Origin of the sequence: Chryseobacterium potabilaquae, assembly GCF_902728265.1 — a bacterium.
GTDB classification, from domain to species: Bacteria; Bacteroidota; Bacteroidia; order Flavobacteriales; family Weeksellaceae; genus Chryseobacterium; species Chryseobacterium potabilaquae.
On sequence record NZ_CACVBR010000001.1, the window covers coordinates 278072 to 304001 of the forward strand.

The window sequence follows — 25930 nt, forward strand, 5'->3', positions numbered from 1 at the left end:
ATTTCTAGAATTCAGGGTTTCCAAAAAGACCATACTGTCCCATTAAACACAGCTAACTGATGGGAAACTGTATCATAGGCCATCATTCCTGCACTGGGATTGATAATATTCAAGTGAGGACTTGCTACCTTAGGTAATACCATCGCTTTATTATTATCGGAAAGGACTAAAATACCGGGAGTTGTCTCAGTACCCGCTGTAGCACCAATCGCTACTCTGGCTCCACTTTCCTCCGCCTGAGAATCTTGTAAGGAAGTATCTACTACTCCACTGGTATCGATGCTTAAATCAACCCAAGAAGCTGATTTTTTATATTTTACTTTCTTATCAGTAATATCATATACCATCGTTCCACTAACAGCTCCTGTTACGGCTGACGTAGAAGTGACCCAAGGAAGTATTATTCCCTTATCTCCACTACCAAACTCTAATGAAACAGAGGGTGAACTTAATACCGTCCCACCAATAATAACTTGGGATTTAAGCAAAACTCCGACAAGTACAAACATTAAAAAAGATATTCTTTTCATACGTAGTTATAATTAAATGTTTAAAATATCTAGGGCTTATTTAGTTAAACCCTAGATAAGTAGATTAATCAGGACATGCTTGGGTAGAGAAACAGCTCCATCCAAACGTAGTGCCATTATCTGTAGTCGTATATATTTTCAAACAGTCTGCTTCTTCATCAAATACCATCATCCCTTCAACAGGATTGGCAATGGCTTCCACAGAAGCTGTTGTAGCAAATCTATTAATTACAAAACCTTTCGTTTTCGCCTCTAAAGCTGTCCAGGCTCCTTTACGAACTCCAGGCCATTCACCACTATTACTAGAAGCACGATTCAAGGAGGTAATACCATGCATGGTATTTAGGGTAACTCCCGTTGTAGTAGCAGGTTTATAACATACTCCACATGAACCATCTACAGTAACCGTAGCTACTTGAGATTTGGTAACACAACCTACTCCACTTGCTGTTACTTCCACATAATAGTAAAGCGTTCCTACTGTAAGTGGTGGCGTATAGGTAGAAGACGTTTCACTAGGTATAAGAGTTCCTCCTGTATTAGAATTCGTTGTATTGCTATACCATTGGAATGTATCTAATGGATTCGAAGTCGTCACACTGATTGCTGTAGGGGTATCAGTTAAGCATAAACTTTGTGTAACCGGAGTAAACGCAGTAATATTTGCATTGCTGAAACTCAATGTTAACGTAGCTCTTGGTGAAGTACAGAAATTAACCGTATCATAATATTCTGCTTCATAGGTTCCGCTCGCTGTTATATTGGTAGGATCAGTAATCAGATTACCCGTTGACATATCATACCATCTTAATATAACATCCGCAGGCATGGAATTAGTATGTAAGGCTGTCAAATCAAAAGGACTTGTACAGGTAACAATATCATACGAAGTTAACACAGGTGGTGTATTGGGAGCATCACATTTAAATGCAATATCATTATTACTCGAATATGTACCGGGCGTCGTTCCAAAATTGATAGAAATACCAATTCCGTTGTCTATATTCGGGTTATTGTCAATAAATTGACGGAACGTATTATCAATTCCAAGATCATTACTAAGATCACCATATGATCCGGAATACCATCCTGACCAAGCTACTCCTGAACGGTATCGGAATGCTTCATAAGATTCCGGCTTTATAACTCCCATTGTATAATCAGGAGCTGTTCCTCGGATAAATCCAGGACCTGCATCTCCACCGGCTAGATAAGTATCCCATCCTTGGGCTAGTCTTACTATTTCGGTATTTCCTGTAGGAATATCTACCTTATAATCTACATTCATAGACCATTGAGGATAGGTATAGGTATACGTTACCGTAAGGAAATAATCCATCCCATTTTTAGTAGCTTTAAGGACAATCACATTCTTTTGTACTCCTCCGGGTAAACCCACATCATCCGGACAAGTATTGGATACTACCGTTAAACGCCCCCCATCGGCCATTCCGTTAGCTGACAATGATCCCGTATTATAATACGTACCCCCTATGGAAAGACATAATCCATGCTGAGTTCCTGGAATAGCATAAGGTCCCGCTGTACTTGATAATGCACTGTTATAGATTTGATAAGCTCCTCTTCTATAAATCTGAATATTCCCTGCAGCCGTCATTTGTATTCTCAAACCGTCGGTATCATTAGTTCCTCCCGTACTGTTAAATTCTTTCCATGTTTTACAAACCACATTCATTCTATAGTCTTCAATCTCACCATTTTGTGGAACCGTATTATACTCCCCTGTATTAATTCCATCTGCATATGCTCTTTCATCATAGGTAGTAGATGATAGGTCTGTAAGATTCCCATCCGAAAATCTTAACCTTAGATATCGGTTGCCGGAAGAAGTTATAACTCCTACTTGAGCAACCGTCCAAACCAAGTTTACACTTCCATTCAACGTTCCATTAGGAACATTAACCGAAGCTAATTCTGCGGTGTCAAATACACCATTATTATTAAAATCAATCCAGCCATATAGTGTATGAGCAGCTCCTGATGTATTGGTAACATTAACAGGTAGAGTAAAACTTTCACCTACTCCTATTGTATAATTAGCCGGGGTTATTCCATCTTCATCTGCTCCGTCTCCATTGAGTCCATTATTATCAGCACCCGCTGCTACACTTTGTGCATCCGGCTCTAAATCCGGAACTCCTCCTATATATATTGTATTAGATAAGGCCTGACGCGCCGGTAGGAAGATGCCATTAGGTTGTTCATAAGATACAGGAACATCACCATAGTCCATATCAGTAGTTACCACAATAGTATGATCTTCTACTTCCCCAATATTGATTACCGGAGTAGTACCATATTCACCCGTACTTAATCCGTCAGCAAGAGCTCTTTCATCCACTAATGCTCCATTGACTCCACTCGTACCATCAGCCAAAGCAGCACCAGAAATACGAAGTCTTAGTTGAAGTTCACTCGGATTACCCGTAATGACGGTATTGGCAGGAGCCCATACAAGGGTTACTACTCCATTATTTGTATTATTAGGAACACTTGCAGATGCCATTTCTGTACTTTCAAAGCGACCATTATTATTGAAATCGATCCAACCATATAAGGTATGAGACGCTCCTGATGTATTATTTACAGTAACATCCAAATCATATCCTGAACCTGATTCTATAGAAAATGGATTAACAGAATCTTCATCATCTGTAGCATCGTTATCATCTCCTGTTGCATTTGCAGTGGTGAGTTTAGCAGATTCAGCATCCGTATAATTGCTACCCAAATACAACGCCGGGCTTGGAAGATGACGTGCAGGAGCTACAATATTATTAACACTTGTATCATAGCTATCCGGATTATCTCCAAAATCATAGCTATTGGCAAGTACCGGAAGTAGATAGTCCTCTATCTCTCCTCCGAAAGCTGCAGCATAAGCTCCGGTATTCAGGCCATCCGCAATGGCTCTTTCGTCAACGACTGTCGCATTCGCTCCCGAAGTAAGATCAGCAAGAGTCGAATCGGATATACGAAGACGCATATAGATATTGTTTACTCCTATAGGTATCGTATTGGTATTAGCTGCACTCCAAGATAAAGTGATTTGTTGTGTACTCGCTGAACTAGGCACTGAAATGTTAACCATTTCAGAACTCTCAAATCTACCATTATTATTAAAATCTATCCAGCCATATAGTGTCTTAGTATTACCTGTGGCATTAAGGACTGATACTTTTGCATAATAGATGTTATTTCTATATACAGGACTTACACTACTGATTCCATCTTCATCCAATCCATCACCATTAGACCCGTTATTATCAGCTCCCGGTAAAACAGAATGGGCTGTAGTCTCTGTATCTATGGTACTTCCTAATTTTAATACCGGAGAAGGTGCCTGTCTTGCAGGTTTAAAGTTTAAAGGATTATTCGTTCCGTCTTTATCCATATCAAAACTTTCAGGTGCATCTCCATAATCATATTTATCATCTACTAAAAACTGATAGTCTTCAATCTCTCCACTTCCTAAACCTAATCCATAACTTCTGGTATCAATCAGGGCCGTATTTCCACTATTGGTATTATTTATCGATGTATCAGAAAGTCTGAATCTTACATATACTTTCCCCGCGGTGAGAACGGAAGGTGAAAAAGAAGTGGTAGGCCAATTTAAAATAAAATTTCCAGTGGCCGAAATTGCGGTGGAAGCGGTTGCTGCTTCATTACCATTAAAAATACCATCACCGTTAAAGTCGATCCAGCCATATAAATATTTAGTACTAAAAACAGTTGTCTTAATCGGTAGAGAGATACTAAAAGGGGTTCCATTGGTAATGGTTTGAGGAGTCATAACACCATCTTCATCCAATCCGTCTCCATTTGTTCCATTATTATCTGCATCTGCTACCACAGAATTAGGAGCCAGTTCAAAATCTATCGTTTCACCAATACTTAAAACAGGGGCTACCGCATCATTTGTTTGAGATGCAGGATTTCCATTTTCATAACTGGAAGGAACATCTCCATAATCTTTGGTAATAGTCAATTGATAATCTTCAACTTCTCCCAGAGACACTACCGTTCCATATGCTCCGGTACTCAATCCGTCAGCAATAGCCCTTTCATCCACCACTGCAGAATTAGTTCCACTGGTAAAATCTGCGATAGTTACTCCGGGACCTGGTAAAACTAATCTTAATCTCATGTATACTTTGGAAACATTCGCTGGAATTGAATTGATCTGTGCCGCAGAAAAGCCGAGGGTAGCTGTCGTAGCATTATTAGGAATACCAACTTGGCTTTCTTCTCCCGCTTCAAACCTACCATTATTATTGAAATCAATCCAACCATATAAAGCCGCTCCAGAACCAGTAGTATTTCTTAAAGCAATAGAAAAATCATTATTAACTCCGGTCCTTATATGAAGTTGTTCCATTGTAAGCCCATCATCGGTAATCCCATCCCCATTAGTCCCATTGTTATCGTCACCAGGATTGGTTACATGAGGAGCATATTCATAATTATAGTCTTGTCCTAAATGGATGGCAGGGGTAGGAAGATTTCTCGCCGGCTTAAAGTTAACAGGATTATTAATCCCATCTTTATCCATACCATACGTGGCAGGAGCATCTCCATAATCATAATAATTATCTACCAAAAACTGATAATCCTCCACTTCTCCAACTCCTGTACTTAATCCATAACTTCGGGTATCAATCAGAGTACCGTTGCTGTTAGAATTGGTAAGTGATACATCAGAAACTCTAAACCTTGCGTAAGTCTTGCCTGCAGCAAGAACAGCTGGAGAGGCTGTAGTATTATTCGACTCCCAATTCAGAATTAACACATCACTTGCATTAATAATTTTCGAAACGGTTGCTGCTTCATTTCCACTAAAAATACCATCTCCATTCACATCAATCCAGCCATATAAATATTTAGTCCCGGAAACCGTAGTATTTACAGGCATGGAAATACTAAAAGGTGCGCCACTGACAATAGTAGGTATGGTGGCAAGCCCATCTTCATCAGCTCCGTCTCCATTCAAACCATTATTATCCGCATCTGTTGCTACAGAATGCGGAGCCAGTTCAAAATCGACTGTATTTCCCATACTGAGTAAAGGAGCTATCGCATCATTCGTATGAGAAGCAGGATCACCATTTTCGTAACTGGCAGGAACATCTCCATAATCTTTGGTAACCGTTAATTGATAATCTTCAACTTCTCCTGCAAACGCTACTGCTCCATAGTCTCCTGTACTTAATCCATCAGCAATTGCCCTTTCATCTACCACAGCTCCGTTAGCTCCTCCAGTTAAATCTGATATACTAACTCCGGCAGTTGGTAAAATTAGCCTTAATCTCATATATACCTTGGAAACTGTAGCAGGAATTGAATTAATCTTTGCTAAAGAAAAGCTTAAGGTAGCTGTCGTAGCATTATTAGGAACATTCGCTGTGGTTATCTCTCCTGATTCAAATCTTCCATTATTATTGAAATCTATCCAAGCATATAAGGTTACACTAGAACCTGTCGTGTTGCTTACAGCAACAGGAAAACTATTAATAACCCCACTTCTTATATTAAGTTGTGATGGAGTAAGTCCATCATCGGTAACTCCATCCCCATTACTCCCATTATTATCTGCCCCCGGAGATACAGAGTGAGGAGCTAATTCAAGATTGTAACTCGTTCCTAAAAACAATTGGGCATTAGGTAAATTTCTGGCAGGTTTAAAGTTGGTAGGATTGTTAGTACCATCCTTATCCATATCATAGCTTTCAGGAGCATCTCCGAAATCATAGGGATCAGCTATAGGAGGACCTTCTTTTGTGTTCAGGGAACCGGGATAAAGGTATTCTTTTAATATTTCACTAGTATAATTCAGCTTTTCTAATACAATACTCTGAAGCTTTACAGAGGAGAATAATAAAATACTTACAACTATACTAAAAAGAAATCTAAGTTTTAGATTCATCATATTTAAAATGTTTTAGATTCGTTAGTTTTTTTCACTAGGCATCTTCCCTTATATAAAATTAATATAAGGAAGAATAATAAACAGCAAAGGATAAGCTTATTTACAAATAAAGGAGCTTTCCCAACTTGTACTATTTAAACAATCATTAGAAAGCATTTTACAGAAAAAACAATAAGGATTAAGGATTAATTTATTAAACCATTGAGAACATTTCTTACATATATCAATCAATACTAAATAAGAGATCATTTCTTTCCAAGTTAAGAATATTCTTTTTTTAGTTTTGAAAGTAGAACGATCAAAATTATATCTTAATTAAGTATATTAATTTTTAAAGATAGAAAGGGTATGATCTGAATTTCTAATCTTAGTAGTAAATTTAATTCCATTCATGTGTATAATTTATAATTGGGTTAAGGTATTAGTTCAATAAAAAATTAAAAAAAATTATTTACTACAACTACATGTAATTAAATTAATTTTTTAAACAATTATATTTATTTTTCACAAATTTATCCATAAAATAGGATAGGCTAACAGATGACAACGTAGTTTTTTAATTACTTTTAAATCAATATTTAACTAGCAATCCTATTGTAAATTACTTATATATAACCCGTTGTGCATTTTAAATAATACTAACTTTAATATTATTAATATTTCTATCAAAAATGACTTTATTAATGTATTGTATAACCTTTAAAGAAGTGATTTTTGATAGTATTCTGGTTTTAAAACCGGAAAATGTTTTTGCATAATTTCTTCTGATCATAAATTGATCGCATAGTTGAGAGAATAACGTTTCAATCCTTTTTCTTTTCTTTTTGAATACATAAAATTGAGGTTTATAGTATTTTTGATTCTTCCTCTTGGGAGTATCAAGCCTAATATTGGCAGTTTCAAATAAATTAAGTTGTACACTTTCAGACAAATATCCCTTGTCTCCAATCAAAATACAATTAGACATTTGATGTTGTATATCTTTCAAATAATGAATATCATGTACAGAAGCTGCACTAAGCTCTATACTTTGAAAAACTCCTTTTACAGAACATACTGCATGTAATTTATATCCATAAAAAGACATTTTTTGCGAAGCACAAAATCCTCTATCCGGAAAACTAAATTCTGCTTCTTTACAGACTTTAGAGCGAGTACTTCTTGATATTTTAAACACTTCTAAAGGCATGCTATCGACAATGAAATAATTTTCAAACTCATTAAATACTTCGGATAATTGTAATCTTATGGTGTTTGTAAAGTTCATTAATTTTCTTCTTCTACGATTATAGACTGTTCTTTCGATCTTGCCGATAAAGAACTCCGGTAAAATTCTGAATAAATGATTTTCACTATCAATTCCCATATATTCAGCTGTTAGGCTTAAACTGATTAATTCTAAATCACTCAATTTCGGAGTTCGACGTTGATAAGCTACAAGTCTATCATTTGATATTTTTCTTAAAACTTCCAAAATTCTTTCGTAATTTGCTCTCAAGTTGTTCATTGTAAATGTTTTGTGGTAAAAACAATTTACTGATTATCAATCAAATGAACAACTTTATTTGTTTTTATCATAATGCACAACGGGTTTATATATAATAAAAACATATAGTGAAAAATATTACCCTTTTAATACATGGAGATCTATATCTCAAGGGCATTTATTTCACCAAGGGCAACTACATACTCGAAAAGCCTCTCATTTTTTACTCAACAATACATGCTATAATGCAAGAGAAGAATATTCTTTCTTACAATAAAATCCTGACGGAAAGCCGCCAGGATTTATTTAACTAATTTATAGTTAGGAAACGAAATAGTAAAATCAATAGAATTATTCTGCTATACATCGTACAGAACATCCTACGGTACGTCTTTCCACGAGCGCCGGGTTCATATTACTATTATTGAAAAATATACCATAAGCGTAACCAGCGGCATTCTCTGTTGAGCTCCAATAGTATCCGTTGGTATTATGGGCATATGTAGCACCCGCACTGTAGGTACGATACCCCGGAACAGGAAGAGTCAGTTTATTACCATTAGCTGCACAAATGAATTGGCGAGCGGAATCAAAGCTGGTATAAAGGCCGTTAAATGATCCTATTGTATTGCTGGTGGTATTATTTGCAAACGCCACCCATTCTTTTCGTGTAGGTAAACGGAAGCCGGAAGGACATGGATCTATAGCCGTTTTAACAGGTACATCTTCTGTACCAGAATTCCAAGCTCCATCAGAAGCAGATATAGTATTCCATCCACTGATCGCTCCGGCAGGGCTATCTGGAGTGGCAACTACATCAAGCCTTCCCCATTGGTAAAAGTTTCCAGAAATCTCTTTAACAGGTACATGAGGATCCAAGCTCGTATCGGCTCCTAAATTATGACTAGCCCATACCTTAGTACCATTCCCCATACACATTGTAGTTCCAACCCCACTACCAGAAGGAGAAACTAGTTTACTCACATTACACGATTGTGAACCGAAACTAATCGGCAAATTCATTGTAACAGCGTTCGTAGGAGTACCCGTGACATTATATACTAGATTTCCCGCGCCTGTAGCCAATGTACCGGCAGGAAGAGTAAATGTTAATCCATTTTGTGTAAAAGACATTTGAGAATAAGAATCCCCATTACCTCCTGTATAAGGAACTGTAAGAGTTCCTGTATAAACCTCTCCCTGGATCATGGAATTCGGTGCAAATACAGCACTACTACAAGTCAAAGAAGCTACACTTGCTGTAAAGTTATCCACGTCTACCGTAAAACTACAAGATTTGCCAGCGATCGTTATAGCAAAACTCGCTGTTCCTACTGCAGAAGGAGTACCCGTAATAGTAAATAATAAATTACCATTGCCTTGAGATAAGCTACCTCCATCTACATTAGCCGTTAACCCTGTAACCCCGGTAGAATTAAAAGTACCTGAGAAATAAGTTCCTCCGTTTCCTCCTGTATAAGGTATCGTAGTCGTCACTCCACTGGCTGCCATTCCGGAATGAACTCCACCTGAAGTCACTGCACTTGCACACTGAAGATCATCCACATGACCCGTTGGAACATTTGTTGTACACATAGAACCCCAATTAGTAACTAAAGGGTCTTTCGAATCATTGACCATAATGCAACCTAAATCTCCAAAGCAATCAGTACAATAAATCATTAAGCCCGTAGCGGGATGAAAGATTGCCTCCATCTGTGCCTTGGTCATTCTTGGGGGTAAAAAACCATCTCCAGTACTGGTTAAATCCAAAAGTGCAGATGGATCAGGAGAAGCCGTCCCCATACCAATCCTTCCTCCGGTAAAACCTAAATTATTGCCATCCATAGTCATATGACGAGGGCCTGTTAAAGTACCATCTGTTCTATAAATAGTACTTCCACTTCCCAACTTCATCCATTGATTTTGACTCCCATTAAAATAATAGAACCCATAATCATTTACAAGCACTGTTTGCCCCGTCTGATTAGCCACAGCAGCAGCCTCAGTTATATAGACAACAGCGCCATCCTGATCGGCACCATACTTATTAGCAGCTATAGCCGAAAACAAAGCATCCCCAGTCAATTTCGGAACGATAATCCCTTCTGAACTACTCCCATCTGTATTCTTTGCTTTGACATCAAGAGTAGCATGAGGATTGGACGTATTAATCCCTACTTGACCATAAGTAAATGCTCCGAAGAGCAAAAAAGGTAATAAATTTGTTCTTATCATATTTCTAAAATGTTTATTTAAATTTTATCATAAAAGAATTTTACATCATAAAACCTGTTTAAATTTTTATCTCCTTTGAAACGACATAGTGAAATTCAAATAACTTAGTTTTATTCTTATAAATTTATTTTTCTTAATTATTCAAAAAGTTTAGGTGTTATAGCAATATTAATTCTCCATTTTTTCAGAACTTATTTACAGTACAATAAGTTTAAACAGAACAACCACAAGAATATTTAGATATAATTAGCTTTTCCAATGATAATATTAATTTTTCACAAATTTATCTATAATACAGCCTTGACTACTCTTCGATCGTATAGTTTTTTAATTACTTTTCAATCTATATTTAACTATTAAGTCTATTATAAGCTTGATTACATATAAAGCATACAATGAGAAATACTAAAATTGAAATCATGGTATTATTCCTTTCATGAAAAGGTTAAGAAATAGATCTTTATATCAAGTATATTTATTTCACTTATAGTAAAATCTTACTGAAAAAAGCTCTCCGTTTTTGAATTTAAATAAAAAAAGAAAGTTCCTTTATTTACTCAATGAGTCAAAGAATGTAATGAGTAGAAAAACAAAAACGACTAAAACAAGATGAAATCTATAATGATAAGACAAAACCAGAGAAAGGTTTACATCACTAAAAAGTTTGTAAAAGTAACACAAAAAGGACTCCATTCTTAAACCTAAGTAAATATTAGAAAATACAGATTGAAAATATAAACAATAGGGAAGATACAAAAACAAATGAGGTTGGCCAAAATGGTCAACCTCATCCTTTCTAACTCTTAAAATTCAATAATATAATGTTTCTAATTTTAGGGTTTCCAAAAAGACCATACTGTCCCATTAAACACAGCTAACTGATGAGAAACTGTATCATAGGCCATCATTCCTGCACTGGGATTGATAATATTCAAGTGAGGACTTGCTACCTTAGGTAATACCATCGCTTTATTATTATCGGAAAGGACTAAGATACCAGGAGTTGTCTCAGTACCTGCTGTAGCACCAATCGCTACTCTGGCTCCACTTTCCTCCGCCTGAGAATCTTGTAAGGAAGTATCTACTACTCCACTGGTATCAATGCTTAAATCAACCCAAGAAGCTGATTTTTTATATTTTACTTTCTTATCAGTAATATCATATACCATCGTTCCACTAACAGCTCCTGTTACGGCTGACGTAGAAGTGACCCAAGGAAGTATTATTCCCTTATCTCCACTACCAAACTCTAACGAAACAGAGGGTGAACTTAATACCGTCCCACCAATAATAACTTGGGATTTAAGCAAAACTCCGACAAGTACAAACATTAAAAAAGATATTCTTTTCATACGTAGTTATAATTAAATGTTTAAAATATCTAGGGCTTATTTAGTTAAACCCTAGATAAGTAGATTAATCAGGACATGCTTGGGTAGAGAAACAGCTCCATCCAAACGTAGTGCCATTATCTGTAGTCGTATATATTTTCAAACAGTCTGCTTCTTCATCAAATACCATCATCCCTTCAACAGGATTGGCAATGGCTTCCACAGAAGCTGTTGTAGCAAATCTATTAATTACAAAACCTTTCGTTTTCGCCTCTAAAGCTGTCCAGGCTCCTTTACGAACTCCAGGCCATTCACCATTATTATTAGAAGCACGATTCAGGGAGGTAATACCATGCATGGTATTTAAGGTAACTCCCGTTGTAGTAGCAGGTTTATAACATACTCCGCATGAACCATCTACAGTAACCGTAGCTACTTGAGATTTGGTAACACAACCTACTCCCCCTGCTGTTACTTCCACATAGTAGTAAAGCGTTCCTACTGTAAGTGGTGGCGTATAGGTAGAAGATGTTTCACTAGGTATAAGAGTTCCTCCTGTATTAGAATTCGTTGTATTGCTATACCATTGGAATGTATCTAATGGATTCGAAGTCGTCACACTGATTGCTGTAGGGGTATCAGTTAAGCATAAACTTTGTGTAACCGGAGTAAACGCAGTAATATTTGCATTGCTGAAACTCAATGTTAACGTAGCTCTTGGGGAAGTACAGAAATTAACCGTATCATAATATTCTGCTTCATAGGTTCCGCTCGCTGTTATATTGGTAGGATCAGCAATCAGATTGCCCGTTGACATATCATACCATCTTAATATAACATCCGCAGGCATGGAATTAGTATGTAAGGCTGTCAAATCAAAAGGACTTGTACAGGTAACAATATCATACGAAGTTAACACAGGTGGTGTATTGGGAGCATCACATTTAAATGCAATATCATTATTACTCGAATACGTACCGGGCGTCGTTCCAAAATTGATAGAAATACCAATTCCGTTGTCTGTACTTGGATTATTATCTATATATTGTCTGAAGGTATTATCAATTCCAAGATCATTATTAAGATCACCAAATGATCCGGAATACCATCCTGACCAAGCTACTCCTGAACGGTATCGGAATGCTTCATAAGATTCCGACTTTACCACTCCCATCGTATAATCAGGAGCTGTTCCTCGGATAAATCCGGGACCTGCATCTCCACCGGCTAGATAAGTATCCCATCCGTGAGCTAGTCTTACTATTTCGGTATTTCCTGTAGGAATATCTACCTTATAATCTACATTCATAGACCATTGAGGATAGGTATAGGTATACGTTACCGTAAGGAAATAATCCATCCCATTTTTAGTAGCTTTAAGGACAATCGTATTCTTTTGTACTCCTCCAGGTAAGTTGAAATCATCAGGACAAGTGTTGGATACTACCGTTAAGTTTCCTCCATTCACCATTCCCGTTGCCACTAATGTTCCACTGGTATAATAAGTGCCCCCTATGGAAAGACATAATCCATGATATGTTCCAGGAATAGCGTAAGGTCCTGAATTACTCGGTAATGGATTATGAAAGATCTGCACTGCCCCTTTTCTATAAATCTGCATATTTCCTGCAGCCGTCATTTGTATTCTCAAGCCGTCGGTCTCATTATTTCCTCCTGCACTGTTAAATTCTTTCCATGTTTTACAAACCACATTCATTCTATAGTCTTCAATCTCACCATTTTGTGGAACCGTATTATACTCCCCTGTATTAATTCCATCTGCATATGCTCTTTCATCATAGGTAGTAGATGATAGGTCTGTAAGATTCCCATCCGAAAGTCTTAACCTTAGATATCGGTTGCCGGAAGAAGTCACTGTGGATATTTGGGCGATCGTCCACGACAAGTTTACGCTTCCATTCAATGTTCCATTAGGAACATTAACCGAAGCTAATTCTGCAGTGTCAAATACCCCATTATTATTAAAATCAATCCAGCCATATAGTGTATGAGCAGCTCCTGATGTATTGGTAACATTTACAGGTAAGGTGAAGTCTTCTCCTACTCCTATCGTATAATTAGCCGGAGTTATTCCATTTTCATCTATCCCATCTCCATTCAGGCCATTATTATCAGCACCTGCTGCTACACTTTGTGCATCCGGCTCTAAATCCGGAACTCCTCCTATATATATTGTATTAGATAAGGCCTGACGCGCCGGTAGGAAAGTGCCATTAGGTTGTTCATAAGATACAGGAACATCACCATAATCCATATCCGTAGTTACCACAATAGTATGATCTTCTACTTCTCCAATATTGATTACTGGAGAAACATCATATTCACCCGTACTTAATCCGTCAGCAAGAGCTCTTTCATCCACTAATGCTCCATTGACTCCACTCGTACCATCAGCCAAAGCAGCACCAGAAATACGAAGTCTTAGTTGAAGCTCACTCGGATTACCCGTAATGACGGTATTGGCAGGAGCCCATACAAGGGTTACTACTCCATTATTTGTATTATTAGGAACACTTACAGATGCCATTTCTGTACTTTCAAAGCGACCATTATTATTGAAATCGATCCAACCATATAAGGTATGAGATGCTCCTGATGTATTATTTACAGTAACATCTATATCATATCCTGAACCTGATTCTATAGAAAATGGATTAACAGAATCTTCATCATCTGTAGCATCGTTATCATCTCCTGTTGCATTTGCAGTGGTGAGTTTAGCAGATTCAGCATCCGTATAATTGCTACCCAAATACAACGCCGGGCTTGGAAGATGACGTGCAGGAGCTACAATATTATTAACACTTGTATCATAGCTATCCGGATTATCTCCAAAATCATAGCTATTGGCAAGTACCGGAAGTAGATAGTCCTCTATCTCTCCTCCGAAAGCTGCAGCATAAGCTCCGGTATTCAGGCCATCCGCAATGGCTCTTTCGTCAACGACTGTCGCATTCGCTCCCGAAGTAAGATCAGCAAGAGTCGAATCGGATATACGAAGACGCATATAGATATTGTTTACTCCTATAGGTATCGTATTGGTATTAGCTGCACTCCAAGATAAAGTGATTTGTTGTGTACTCGCTGAACTAGGCACTGAAACGTTAACCATTTCAGAACTCTCAAATCTACCATTATTATTAAAATCTATCCAGCCATATAGTGTCTTAGTATTACCTGTGGCATTAAGGACTGATACTTTTGCATAATAGATGTTATTTCTATATACAGGGCTTACACTACCGATTCCATCTTCATCCAATCCATCACCATTGGACCCGTTATTATCAGCTCCCGGTAAAACAGAATGAGCTGTAGTCTCTGTATCTATGGTACTTCCTAATTTTAATACCGGAGAAGGTGCCTGTCTTGCAGGTTTAAAGTTTAAAGGATTATTCGTTCCGTCTTTATCCATATCAAAACTTTCAGGTGCATCTCCATAATCATATTTATCATCTACTAAAAACTGATAGTCTTCAATCTCTCCACTTCCTAAACTTAATCCATAACTTCTGGTATCAATCAGGGCCGTATTTCCACTATTAGCATTCGTTAAAGAAATATCAGAAAGTCTGAACCTTACATATACTTTCCCCGCTGTGAGAACAGAAGGTGAAAAAGAGATGGTGGGCCAATTTAAAATCAAATTACCCGTTGGTGCAAATGCAGATGAAGCAGTTGCCACTTCATTACCATTAAAAATACCATCACCGTTAAAGTCAATCCAGCCATATAAATATTTGGTTCCAAAAACTGTCGTTTTAATCGGTAGAGATATACTAAAAGGAGCTCCACCGGTAATGGCTTGAGGAGTCATAACACCATCTTCATCCAATCCGTCTCCATTTGTTCCATTATTATCTGCATCTGCTACCACAGAATTAGGAGCCAGTTCAAAATCCATCGTTTCACCAATATTCAGCATAGAGGCTATTGCATCATTTGTTTGAGATGCAGGATCTCCATTTTCATAACTGGAAGGAACATCTCCATAATCTTTGGTAATAGTCAATTGATAATCTTCAATTTCTCCCAGAGACACTACCGTTCCATATGCTCCGGTACTCAATCCGTCAGCAATAGCCCTTTCATCCACCACTGCAGAATTAATTCCACTGGTAAAATCTGCAATAGTTACTCCGGGACCTGGTAAAACTAATCTTAATCTCATGTATACTTTGGAAACATTCGCTGGAATGGAATTGATCTGTGCTGCAGAAAAGCTCAAGGTAGCTGTCGTAGCATTATTAGGAATACCAACTTGGCTTTCTTCTCCCGCTTCAAACCTACCATTATTATTGAAATCAATCCAACCATATAATGTGGCAGTAGAGCCTGTTGTATTTCTTAAAACAATAGGGAAATTATTAATCGCTCCCATTCTTATAGTAAGTTGGGAAGTAGTAAGTCCATCATCGGTAATCCCATCCCCATTTGTCCCATTGTTATCGTCACCAGGATTAGCTACATGAGGAGCATATTCATAATTATAGTCTTGTCCTAAATGGATGGCAGAGGTAGGAAGATTTCTCGCCGGCTTAAAGTTGACAGGATTATTAGTTCCATCCTTATCCATCCCATACGTGGCAGGAGCATCTCCATAATCATAATAATTATCTACCAAAAACTGATAGTCCTCCACTTCTCCAACTCCTGTACTTAATCCATAACTTCGGGTGTCAATCAAAGTACCGTTGCTGTTAGAATTGGTAAGTGATACATCAGAAACTCTAAACCTTGCGTAGGTTTTGCCTGCAGCAAGAACAGCTGGAGAGGCTGTAGTATTATTCGACTCCCAATTCAGAATTAACACATCACTTGCATTAACACTTTTCGAAACAGTTGCTGCTTCATTTCCACTAAAAATACCATCTCCATTCACATCAATCCAGCCATATAAATATTTAGTCCCGGAAACCGTAGTATTTACAGGCATGGAAATACTAAAAGGTGCACCACTGACAATAGTAGGTATGGTGGCAAGTCCATCTTCATCAGCTCCGTCTCCATTCAAACCATTATTATCCGCATCGACTGCTACAGAATGCGGAGCCAGTTCAAAATCGACTGTATTTCCCATACTGAGTAAAGGAGCGATCGCATCATTTGTTTGAGAAGCAGGATCACCATTTTCGTAACTGGCAGGAACATCTCCATAATCTTTGGTAATCGTTAATTGATAATCTTCAACTTCCCCAGCTGACACTACTGCTCCATAAGCACCTGTACTTAACCCATCAGCAATTGCCCTTTCATCCACAACAGTAGGATTCGTTCCCCCAGTTAAATCTGATATACTAACGCCAGAACCCGGTAGGATTAGTCGCAATCTCATATATACTTTGGAAACCGTAGCAGGAATTGAATTAATCTGTGCTAAAGAAAAGCTTAAGGTAGCTGTCGTAGCATTATTAGGAACATTAACTGTAGTTATCTCTCCAGACTCAAATCTTCCATTATTATTGAAATCTATCCAAGCATATAATGTAGCATTCGAACCTGTTGTATTTTTTACGGTAACAAGGAACGTATTAATAATTCCACTTCTTATATTAAGTTGTGATGGAGTAAGTCCATCATCGGTAACTCCATCCCCATTACTCCCATTATTATCTGCACCCGGAGATACAGAGTGAGGAATTAATTCAAGATTATAATTAGTACCCAAAAACAATTGAGCATTAGGTAAATTTCTGGCAGGTTTAAAGTTAACAGGATTATTGGTCCCATCTTTATCCATATCATAGCTTTCAGGAGCATCTCCGAAATCATAAGGATCATCTATAGGTAGACCTTCTTTTATGCTCAGGGAACCGGAATAAAGGTATTCTTTTAATATTTCACTAGTATAATTCAGCTTTTCTAATACAATACTCTGAAGCTTTACAGAGGAGAATAATAAAATGCTTACAACTATACTAAAAAGAAATCTAAGTTTTAGATTCATCATATTTAAATGTTTTTAGATTCGTTAGTTTTTTCAAATAGCTATAATCCTATACAATTTATAATATACACCCTAACGTAGAGAGCATATCATAAATCAAAAGTTATCTTATATTTAAATTTAGTGACGGGGATGAAGAAAGGAACAATTAAATTGTTACAAAAGTTGAAATAAGAAAATGGGTTGATCGTTAAAAATTAGTAATAGATCCTATACGTTTAAATCACAACTAAATAAAATACCATTTTCATAAAATCAAAATTCATTTTTTTAGTTTGAGAAACCTAAGAAAGTAAGATCGAAAAATCTCACTTTTTTTAAAATCAAGTAGCTAAAGTAATATGTAGAAAATATTTATTCTAAATATCTAAGTGTTGTAGTAAATTTAATTCCATTCATGTCTATAGTTTTTTTGGTTAATCAAGCTTTATTCGTTTAATAAAATTAAATGATATCATTTATATTAATCATATACAAATCAATTAACATTTAAATAATTTACTAGAATATGTGTACAAATATATTTATAAAATAGATTTAAAAACAGATTCGTTTTGTAGTTTTTAAACTATTCAATGTAATTTTTAAACTAAAAGATACCATATAATAAACTATATGCATTTAATAGATAAAGGAGAGTTAGTATGTCTTTATTTTAAAATCGAAAAACAAAAAAGACTGTCCTTTTGAGACAATCTTTTTTCTTATATTATTATTTTTAGAAACTCTTATTTCACAAGTTTGATATCTATAGCAGAAAATCCTTTTGGTGATTTTTCCTTCTCGTAAGATACTTTATTTCCTTTTTTAACAATTTCTGTACAGTTATTACTATGAAAGAAAATATTTTCTTTTGATTTGTCTTCAGTAATAAACCCATATCCTTTTTCACTGAAAAAAGTAACAATTCCTGTTTTTCTAATTTCTTCAGCCTCAATAGGAGCCGCTCCTAATTGTATGCTATCAGGATCGATTTCGTTTACAATACTATTGTCTGGTGGAGTTGAAGTTAATTGACCATTTGCATCTACATACATCAACATTTCGTCAAGACTTTTTCCTTTGTTATTGCTTGTTTTACGCTCTTCGCGTTTTTGAGCCTTTTCTTTTTGTTTTTGAATTTTTTTCTTAAAATTTTCTTTTTTAGAGAAAGAATCCGCCATATATTTTATATATTAATTGTTATCTAATTTGTTTCAATTATCATCTATTTTTTCTAGGCAAATCAATATACATTTTCAATTTACCATAACCACATCTCCGAAAATCCCGAAGCAATACTTGTTCATGATTAGTTTTGATAAAGTATTATCCAGTTTTCTGATTTCTTATATGCGTATAGATCTCGCTAATATGACAAAATGTACTCTTGAAACTTTATTGAATAAATGAAATTCAAACGATCACAGGAAGTAAAAACAGAGAATTATTTAATACAAATGCAAATATATGAAAAATAGCATCATGAAACAAATCTCATCTCTTTCAAACAATTGAATCTCAATCTATTTAATAAGCCTCTCTCTTTTCACATCAAAATAATTCCAATAATTCATTCAAATTACTTCAAATAGTAGATTGATCTGATTACAGTTATTGTCTATATGTTTTCTTTTAACTTTATCTTGACAGCGTGGTATGGCTCAATTTGCGAGTATGCAAAAGGTACAAGAAAAATAATTAGCTTTCATAGTTTTTGTTTTAAAGATATAATAAAAAATTGAATTAGAGCAAAAAAATCCCTCATATTGAGGGATTCTACTATTATTTAATCTTTATTAAGCTTCTGTTGAAGGATTTTGACTCTCTGCCTGTTTTTCAACTTGAGGTTTTTCTTGGCCCTCTACTCTAGGCTTTCCTTCAGGTTTTGGAGGTCTTGGCAAAAGAACTTTACGAGAAAGTTTCATTTTCTTACGATCATCATATCCCATGAATTTCACTTCCACTTCATCTCCTTCTTTATATGGAACCTTATCAAGTCGCTTCCATTCTATCTCGGAAATATGAAGAAGTCCTTCTGTTCCTTTTGACAACTGAACAAATGCTCCAAAATCCATTACTTTAACTACTTTTCCTTTATAAACTTCGCCTACAACTGGAACAAAAGCAATTTCATTGATTTTTGCTACTGCAAGATTAATCTTTTCACGATCTGTTCCTGCAATTTCAATATATCCAATTTCTCCTCGTTCTTCAATAGCGATAACAGTTTCTGTATCTTTCTGAAGCTGCTGTATAATTTTTCCACCAGGACCAATAACTGCACCAATAAAATCTTTTGGTATTTCCATCAATACCATTTTAGGGGCATGAGGTTTTACATCAGCTCTTGGTTCAGAAATAGTTTCTGTAATCTTATTTAAAATATGAAGTCTTCCATCTTTAGCTTGCATTAAAGCTTTTTCCATGATATCCATGGAAAGCCCTTGGATTTTAATGTCCATTTGACAAGCGGTAATACCATCCGCAGTACCCGTTACTTTAAAATCCATATCTCCCAAATGATCCTCATCTCCTAAAATATCAGAAAGTACAGTCCATTTTCCGGATTTTTTATCCGTAATTAATCCCATAGCAATACCTGACACCGGTTTTGTAATCTTTACACCGGCATCCATTAGCGCTAATGTTCCTGCACAAACTGTTGCCATGGAAGACGAACCATTTGATTCTAAAATATCAGAAACAATTCTGATTGTATATGGATTTTCTTGAGGAATTACAGCAGTTAAAGCTCTTTGAGCTAGATTTCCATGCCCTACTTCTCTTCTGGAAGTACCTCTTAAAGGTCTTGCTTCTCCTGTAGAGAATGGAGGGAAATTATAATGTAAGAAGAACTTTTCGTCGTGTTGTGTAATCACACTGTCGATCATATTGGCGTCTTTAATAGAACCTAGTGTCACAGCTGTTAAAGATTGAGTTTCCCCTCTTGTAAAGACAGCAGAACCATGGGCTCCTGGAAGGTAGTCGATCTCTGACCAAATTGGACGAATTGTTTTCGGGTCACGACCATCAAGACGAATATTATCTTCTAAAATCATCTGACGCATTGCCTCTTTTTCAACGTCATGATAATACACTTTTGCAAAAGGAGTTACTCTTTCCAACTCTTCTTCATTTTCAGCATATTGAGCTAAAAACTCATCCAAAACAGCTTTAAACTTCTCTCCTCTTTCTTCTTTATTAGATGGTGTTTTTGCTATTTCAAATACTTTGCTATAGCATTCATCCCATACTTTTGTACGAATTTCTTCATCATGTTCTTCGTGGCTATATTCTCTTTTAGGAAGTGTTCCACCCACTTTTTCGGCTAACCTTTCCTGAGCTTCAATTTGTTTTTTAATCTCAGCATGGGCAAAAATAATAGCTTCAAGCATTTCTTGCTCAGAAATTTCTTTCATTTCACCTTCTACCATTACGATAGAATCTCTGGTTGCCCCCACCATAATATCTAAATCTGCCTTCTGAAGGTTTTCATAGCTAGGATTAACAGACAGCTGCCCATCAATTCTCACTACTCTTGCTTCAGACATAGGACCATCAAAAGGGATATCAGTAATCGCAATTGCTGCGGAAGCTGCCAAACCGGCTAATGCTTCAGGCATTACTTCTTTATCATAAGAAATTAATGAAATCATTACTTGTACTTCCGCATGAAAATCTTCCGGGAAAAGTGGACGTAAAACTCTATCCACTAATCTCATTGTAAGAACTTCATCGTCAGAAGGTTTTGCTTCTCTACGAAAGAAATTTCCTGGAATTCTTCCGCCAGCATAAAATTTTTCTCTATAGTCAACAGTTAAAGGTAGAAAATCTACACCTGGCTTTGCTTCTTTAGCAGCTACTACTGTTGCTAAAAGCATCGTTCCACCACATTTTACCACTACAGCCCCATCCGCTTGCTTTGCCAACTTTCCTGTTTCAATAGTGATTTCTCTGCCATCTGCAAGAGTAATCGTTTCTATAAATGCTTGAGGTTTACTCATAAAATTGTCTTCTATGTACTCCGTATTGAGTACGATTAATATTTAAACTTTTTAAATTTTCGATGCAAAGGTAATGTATTAAAATGATATTTATTAAATTATATTTAGATACCCTATTTGCTTCTTCTAAAATATTCAATCTGAAATAAAATTTAAAAAAAATAAATACATGAAATTAAATTTAAGATAACCCCCAATCTAATGAAATGATTTTCATTCAATTTATTTTCTCTCTTTTTTATGAAAAGTATATCCTAGCTTCCATTCCAAATAATTGGCAATATGCATATCATAGGCGTTAATCCCAAACGCCGCAAAAAATCTATCTGTAATTTGATATTGAAGACCTATTCTTTGAAAAAAAGCAGGACTGTCATATTTTCGGCCCTTTTTAAAAACATAATATCCTGCTCCTATATTAATATACAGCCGATTCATCATTAAACGATAGGTAGGAATAATACTGACTAAAGGTTGGTTATTCGAAAAACGTTTTTTCTGATATAGGGTACTATCCGACACATACATAGTATGATTATATTGCTCATCCATGGTCACTCCTACGCCTAATCCATATGCCGATTTGGGAGAATATTGACGCATATAAAATGCTTCTGCTCCATAAATTGAATAATCATACCCTTCATAAAGCTTTAAATCATCCCTCTTATCTCCTCGATAAAAAGAATCTTTCTTTCCTCCGAATACTGAAAACTCTACTGTATTATATTTTTTATGAATTATCGGGATAGTATCCGATAATTTCGGGTTTATTCTTTCCGGGTAATATACAATACTTAACTGAGGAGCCACTGTATTAAGTCCTTTATTGGGAATTTTCAAAGAGCCATTAGAAAGATGGTTGAATTTAAGAGTGAATCCGATATCAAAATAACGTCCTAATTCATAATATAATCCTGTTCCCAAACTTATAAACATATTTGTTTTTGATCCTACCGATGTATTGTAATATTGAGTATCATTATTAAAAGGATTGGAATTGAATGAAACACCGAAACCGATGGTATGATACCATTTTAATTTCCCCCATTGTTTGATTTTTGCATTATAGATGCCATACACAGCTAAGGGGCTTCCCATCTGTTTATTTTCAAGAAAATCAAACGCAAAAAAACCAATCCCATACTGCGGAAAATTATACAGTCTTTCACATTCTTTTTTCCCAGTAGCCTGTTTTAAAAACTGAAAAGAATATCCTACATAATTTTTATTTTCTAAAATCTTCAAATGAATATTGGTCGCTAATACTTTTCCATACTCTGCACCTCCAGTCAATACGAAGGAATTATGCTTTAAAGAATCTATTTTTTGAGAATAATATATTGAGGATAAAGAAACAAAGACAAGTAAGTAGAGAGATCTAAAATTCATTAACCGTGTTTTAAAAAAGTTGATAGTAATTCAAAATATTTGGGAAAAATATATAAAAATATTTACATATAAATACATTGTAAACATTTTATTGAATCTATAATACACCATAATATCATTTTTTCAATATTTTGGTACAATACTATACGGGAAATACTCTTAAACTTCAAAAGAAAAAATAAAAGCAACTTCTTTCGAAGTTGCTTTTATATTGAAAATCTTTATAGATTATTTTCTTAGACCTAATTCAGCAATAATTGCTCTATATCTTGCGATATCTTTATTCTTAAGATAATCTAGTAATCTTTTTCTTTTACCTACCAATTTCACCAAAGATCTTTCTGTATTATAATCTTTGTGATTGCTCTTTAAGTGAGCAGAAAGGTGGTTAATTCTGAAAGTGAAAAGTGCAACTTGCCCTTCAGCACTTCCTGTGTCTTGTGCAGATTTTCCATGTTTTGAGAAAATTTCCTGCTTTTTTTCTGTTGTTAAGTACATTCCAATATTATTTAAATGATTATTATGTATCGGCCGCAAAATTACAACTATTTTTTGGATCTACAAACATTATTGATTTCATGTATGGGTTTTGATAGAAAAAAATGTTAACATTTTCTTAATAAAATTATGTCATCCCATTAAAAGACAGTAATTTTACAGACGAATTAATGATGAAAAAAATTATTCCTTTTATCGCACTGGTCTCTTGTTTATTGATAGGTATTACTATCAAAGGGCAAAGAAATGAAGAAAAAATAAAAAAAGTTCTTTTCTTTAATCCTGAAGTTGAACCTGATATCGATGAAATCAAAGATCCCACCAATCTTGCCTTTTTCAATGCCGTGTCCGATAATTTGAGTACGCGAAAAAATAAAATGCTCCGAACAGAAACACAGATTCCTTTTGATAGTATTGACAAACAAAGTATTATTGACTACTGTATTAACAATAATGCAGATTTCACCATTGTTCCTAAGGTGAAATATTTTAAAGTAGGCATAGGAAAATACGTTTTCTCCAACCAGGTAGTGGTGAGCATGAAACTTTTTGATGCGGAAGGAAATCTACTCACAGAAACAGATTATGATACCTATAGAAAGAACATGCGCCTTTTAGGATCTACGGTCAATTCTGTTAAAATAGGCACTAATGGTGCTATAAAAGACATTTTAAAGAAATTAAAAAAAAGAAAACCTTCAGAAGAAACAGGGTTTTAATGTCATTATTATATAAATATACTATTCTTTTTTAAACTGAATTCTCCCATTATTTTTCCAAATCAATCGATATTACCCTTCTTTTTTTCTTTATTTTACCTCTGTAGAAAATTAACAATAACTTCTGTTATTCAATATATTAGGTAATAGTAATTCTCTATTTTTCAGCCTATGATTCTATGAAAATAAAAAACTTATTCATAGAGCAATTTCTATTTTCAATATATAAAAGAGAAAAATAATGTATTTTTTTTCATTAAATAGTGAATAAATTAAAAAAAAAATACTACTTTAGACTAACGATAAAATCAAACTAAAGTTATGATCTTCTCATTTAAGGAATGTATTTCTTTAGATGACCAATAGGGAATTTTATTTTTATTTATTTTTTTACATCCGTATTTTACGGATGTTTTTATTTAATTAAAAATTAATCCTGATTTTTATTACATTATGACTCTGTTTTAAAAATTTGAATTATTTTTGCATATCCAAAAATTTCACGTTTTGAATTCTAGAGACGAACTTATCTTTAATGCTGCCGATATTGCCGAAACTCTCAGTGGACTTCCTGCTGATGAACGGTTATTGGCATTTTTAAAAGTTCCTAAAGAATACAAAGCTGATGTCTTCTCTCATCTAGATCCTGATTTCCAAGAAGATACAATTAGAAGTATTGGCAGTGACGAAGTTTCAGAAATCCTCAATGCGATGACCCCTGATGACAGAACAGCACTATTTGAAGACTTTCCGGATGAACTTATCAAGTACTCTATTAATCATCTTAATCCCCAAGAAAGAAGAATTGCTCTAAAACTATTAGGCTATAACTCTGATTCTATTGCCCGTCTAATGACCCCCTATTACATCCAAATCCGTAAAGAATGGACTGTAAAAAGATGTCTTCAACAGATTAAAAAGGTAGGAAAAAGAGTGGAAACCATGAATCACCTCTATGTAGTGGATGAAAGAAATCGATTAATTGATGACATTGCCCTAGGAAGTTTATTATTAGCCGAAGAAGACACTTTAATCTCCGATATTACTGATAACCATTTTGTAGCAATAGCCACTACCACCTCTAAAGAAGACGCCGTTACTTATTTCGAAAAGTATGATAGAACAGCACTTCCTATCGTTACTGAAGCAGGTGTTTTAGTAGGTATCGTAACAATCGATGACATTCTTGATCAAATTGAACAACAGAATACGGAAGATATCCAAAAGTTTGGAGGTCTTGAAGCATTAGACGTACCCTATACACAGACTTCACTTATCGAAATGGTAAAAAAACGAGGAATGTGGCTCATTATTCTTTTTTTCTCTGAAATGCTTACGGCATCTGCCATGGGCTACTTTGAGGATGAGATCCAAAAAGCAGTAGTGTTGGCATTATTTGTACCGTTGATTATCTCCAGTGGAGGAAACTCAGGCTCACAGGCGGCAACTCTTATCATTAGAGCTATGGCCCTTCAAGAAATTGGCTTAAAGGATTGGTGGTATGTCATGAAAAAAGAAATTTTCACAGGATTAATGCTAGGAAGTATTCTAGGAATTATAGGCTTTCTTAGAATTATGATATGGCATAAAGCCGGCCTATTTGATTACGGGATGTATTGGCCTTTTGTAGGACTAAGTGTCGGTATATCTCTCATTCTCATCGTCCTCTGGGGAACACTTTCAGGTTCTATGGTACCTTTTATTTTGAAGAAATTACATCTAGACCCCGCCACTTCTTCTGCTCCGTTTGTTGCTACTTTAGTAGATGTAACAGGGCTTATCATTTATTTTTCCGTCGCCGGCCTTTTCTTAACCGGCAAACTTTTGTAATT

The 25930-nt window shown here is 35.5% G+C and carries 12 protein-coding genes; 2 read left to right on the top strand and 10 right to left on the bottom strand.

Features of this window, described 5'->3' with window-relative positions:
• Window positions 1–11 precede the first annotated feature (11 nt).
• From CHRY9293_RS01040 to rpsO, 10 genes are all read right to left on the bottom strand, one after another.
• Window positions 12–530 carry a hypothetical protein gene (locus CHRY9293_RS01040; protein WP_162031204.1) on the bottom strand — a complete coding sequence of 173 codons (519 nt, stop codon included), beginning with the start codon at window positions 528–530 and terminating at the stop codon, window positions 12–14.
• Window positions 531–594: 64 nt separating this feature from the next.
• Complete coding sequence (locus CHRY9293_RS01045) at window positions 595–6480, bottom strand: immunoglobulin domain-containing protein (protein WP_162031205.1); 5886 nt, start codon at window positions 6478–6480, stop codon at window positions 595–597.
• A 628-nt stretch (window positions 6481–7108) separates the two neighbouring features.
• Window positions 7109–7987: an IS982 family transposase gene (locus CHRY9293_RS01050; protein ID WP_162031206.1), complete on the bottom strand. Its 879-nt coding sequence runs from the start codon at window positions 7985–7987 to the stop codon at window positions 7109–7111.
• A gap of 330 nt (window positions 7988–8317) precedes the next feature.
• Window positions 8318–10204, bottom strand: coding sequence for an FISUMP domain-containing protein (locus CHRY9293_RS01055; RefSeq protein ID WP_162031207.1), 1887 nt, complete (start codon window positions 10202–10204; stop codon window positions 8318–8320).
• Window positions 10205–11037: 833 nt separating this feature from the next.
• A complete protein-coding gene (locus CHRY9293_RS01060; protein ID WP_162031204.1) occupies window positions 11038–11556 on the bottom strand; it encodes a hypothetical protein in 519 nt (172 codons plus the stop codon).
• Window positions 11557–11620: 64 nt separating this feature from the next.
• Window positions 11621–17506 carry an immunoglobulin domain-containing protein gene (locus tag CHRY9293_RS01065; RefSeq protein WP_162031208.1) on the bottom strand — a complete coding sequence of 1962 codons (5886 nt, stop codon included), beginning with the start codon at window positions 17504–17506 and terminating at the stop codon, window positions 11621–11623.
• A gap of 725 nt (window positions 17507–18231) precedes the next feature.
• Window positions 18232–18666 (bottom strand): cold shock domain-containing protein, encoded by a 435-nt coding sequence (locus CHRY9293_RS01070; RefSeq protein ID WP_122547852.1) that lies wholly within the window; start codon window positions 18664–18666, stop codon window positions 18232–18234.
• 615 nt (window positions 18667–19281) lie between these two features.
• Window positions 19282–21489, bottom strand: coding sequence for a polyribonucleotide nucleotidyltransferase (locus CHRY9293_RS01075; protein WP_162031209.1), 2208 nt, complete (start codon window positions 21487–21489; stop codon window positions 19282–19284).
• Window positions 21490–21711: 222 nt separating this feature from the next.
• Window positions 21712–22881 (bottom strand): acyloxyacyl hydrolase, encoded by a 1170-nt coding sequence (locus CHRY9293_RS01080; protein ID WP_162031210.1) that lies wholly within the window; start codon window positions 22879–22881, stop codon window positions 21712–21714.
• Between the two features lie 228 nt (window positions 22882–23109).
• Window positions 23110–23379: a 30S ribosomal protein S15 gene (gene rpsO / locus CHRY9293_RS01085; protein ID WP_122547855.1), complete on the bottom strand. Its 270-nt coding sequence runs from the start codon at window positions 23377–23379 to the stop codon at window positions 23110–23112.
• A 170-nt stretch (window positions 23380–23549) separates the two neighbouring features.
• Here rpsO and CHRY9293_RS01090 point away from each other — a divergent pair, with 170 nt between their 5' ends.
• Together CHRY9293_RS01090 and mgtE are read left to right on the top strand one after the other, a co-directional pair.
• Window positions 23550–24098: a pyruvate decarboxylase gene (locus tag CHRY9293_RS01090; RefSeq protein WP_228442123.1), complete on the top strand. Its 549-nt coding sequence runs from the start codon at window positions 23550–23552 to the stop codon at window positions 24096–24098.
• A 507-nt stretch (window positions 24099–24605) separates the two neighbouring features.
• The gene (gene mgtE, locus CHRY9293_RS01095) at window positions 24606–25928 is read left to right on the top strand and encodes a magnesium transporter (protein WP_162031211.1); all 1323 of its coding nucleotides are present in this window, start codon (window positions 24606–24608) and stop codon (window positions 25926–25928) included.
• Window positions 25929–25930: the final 2 nt, after the last annotated feature.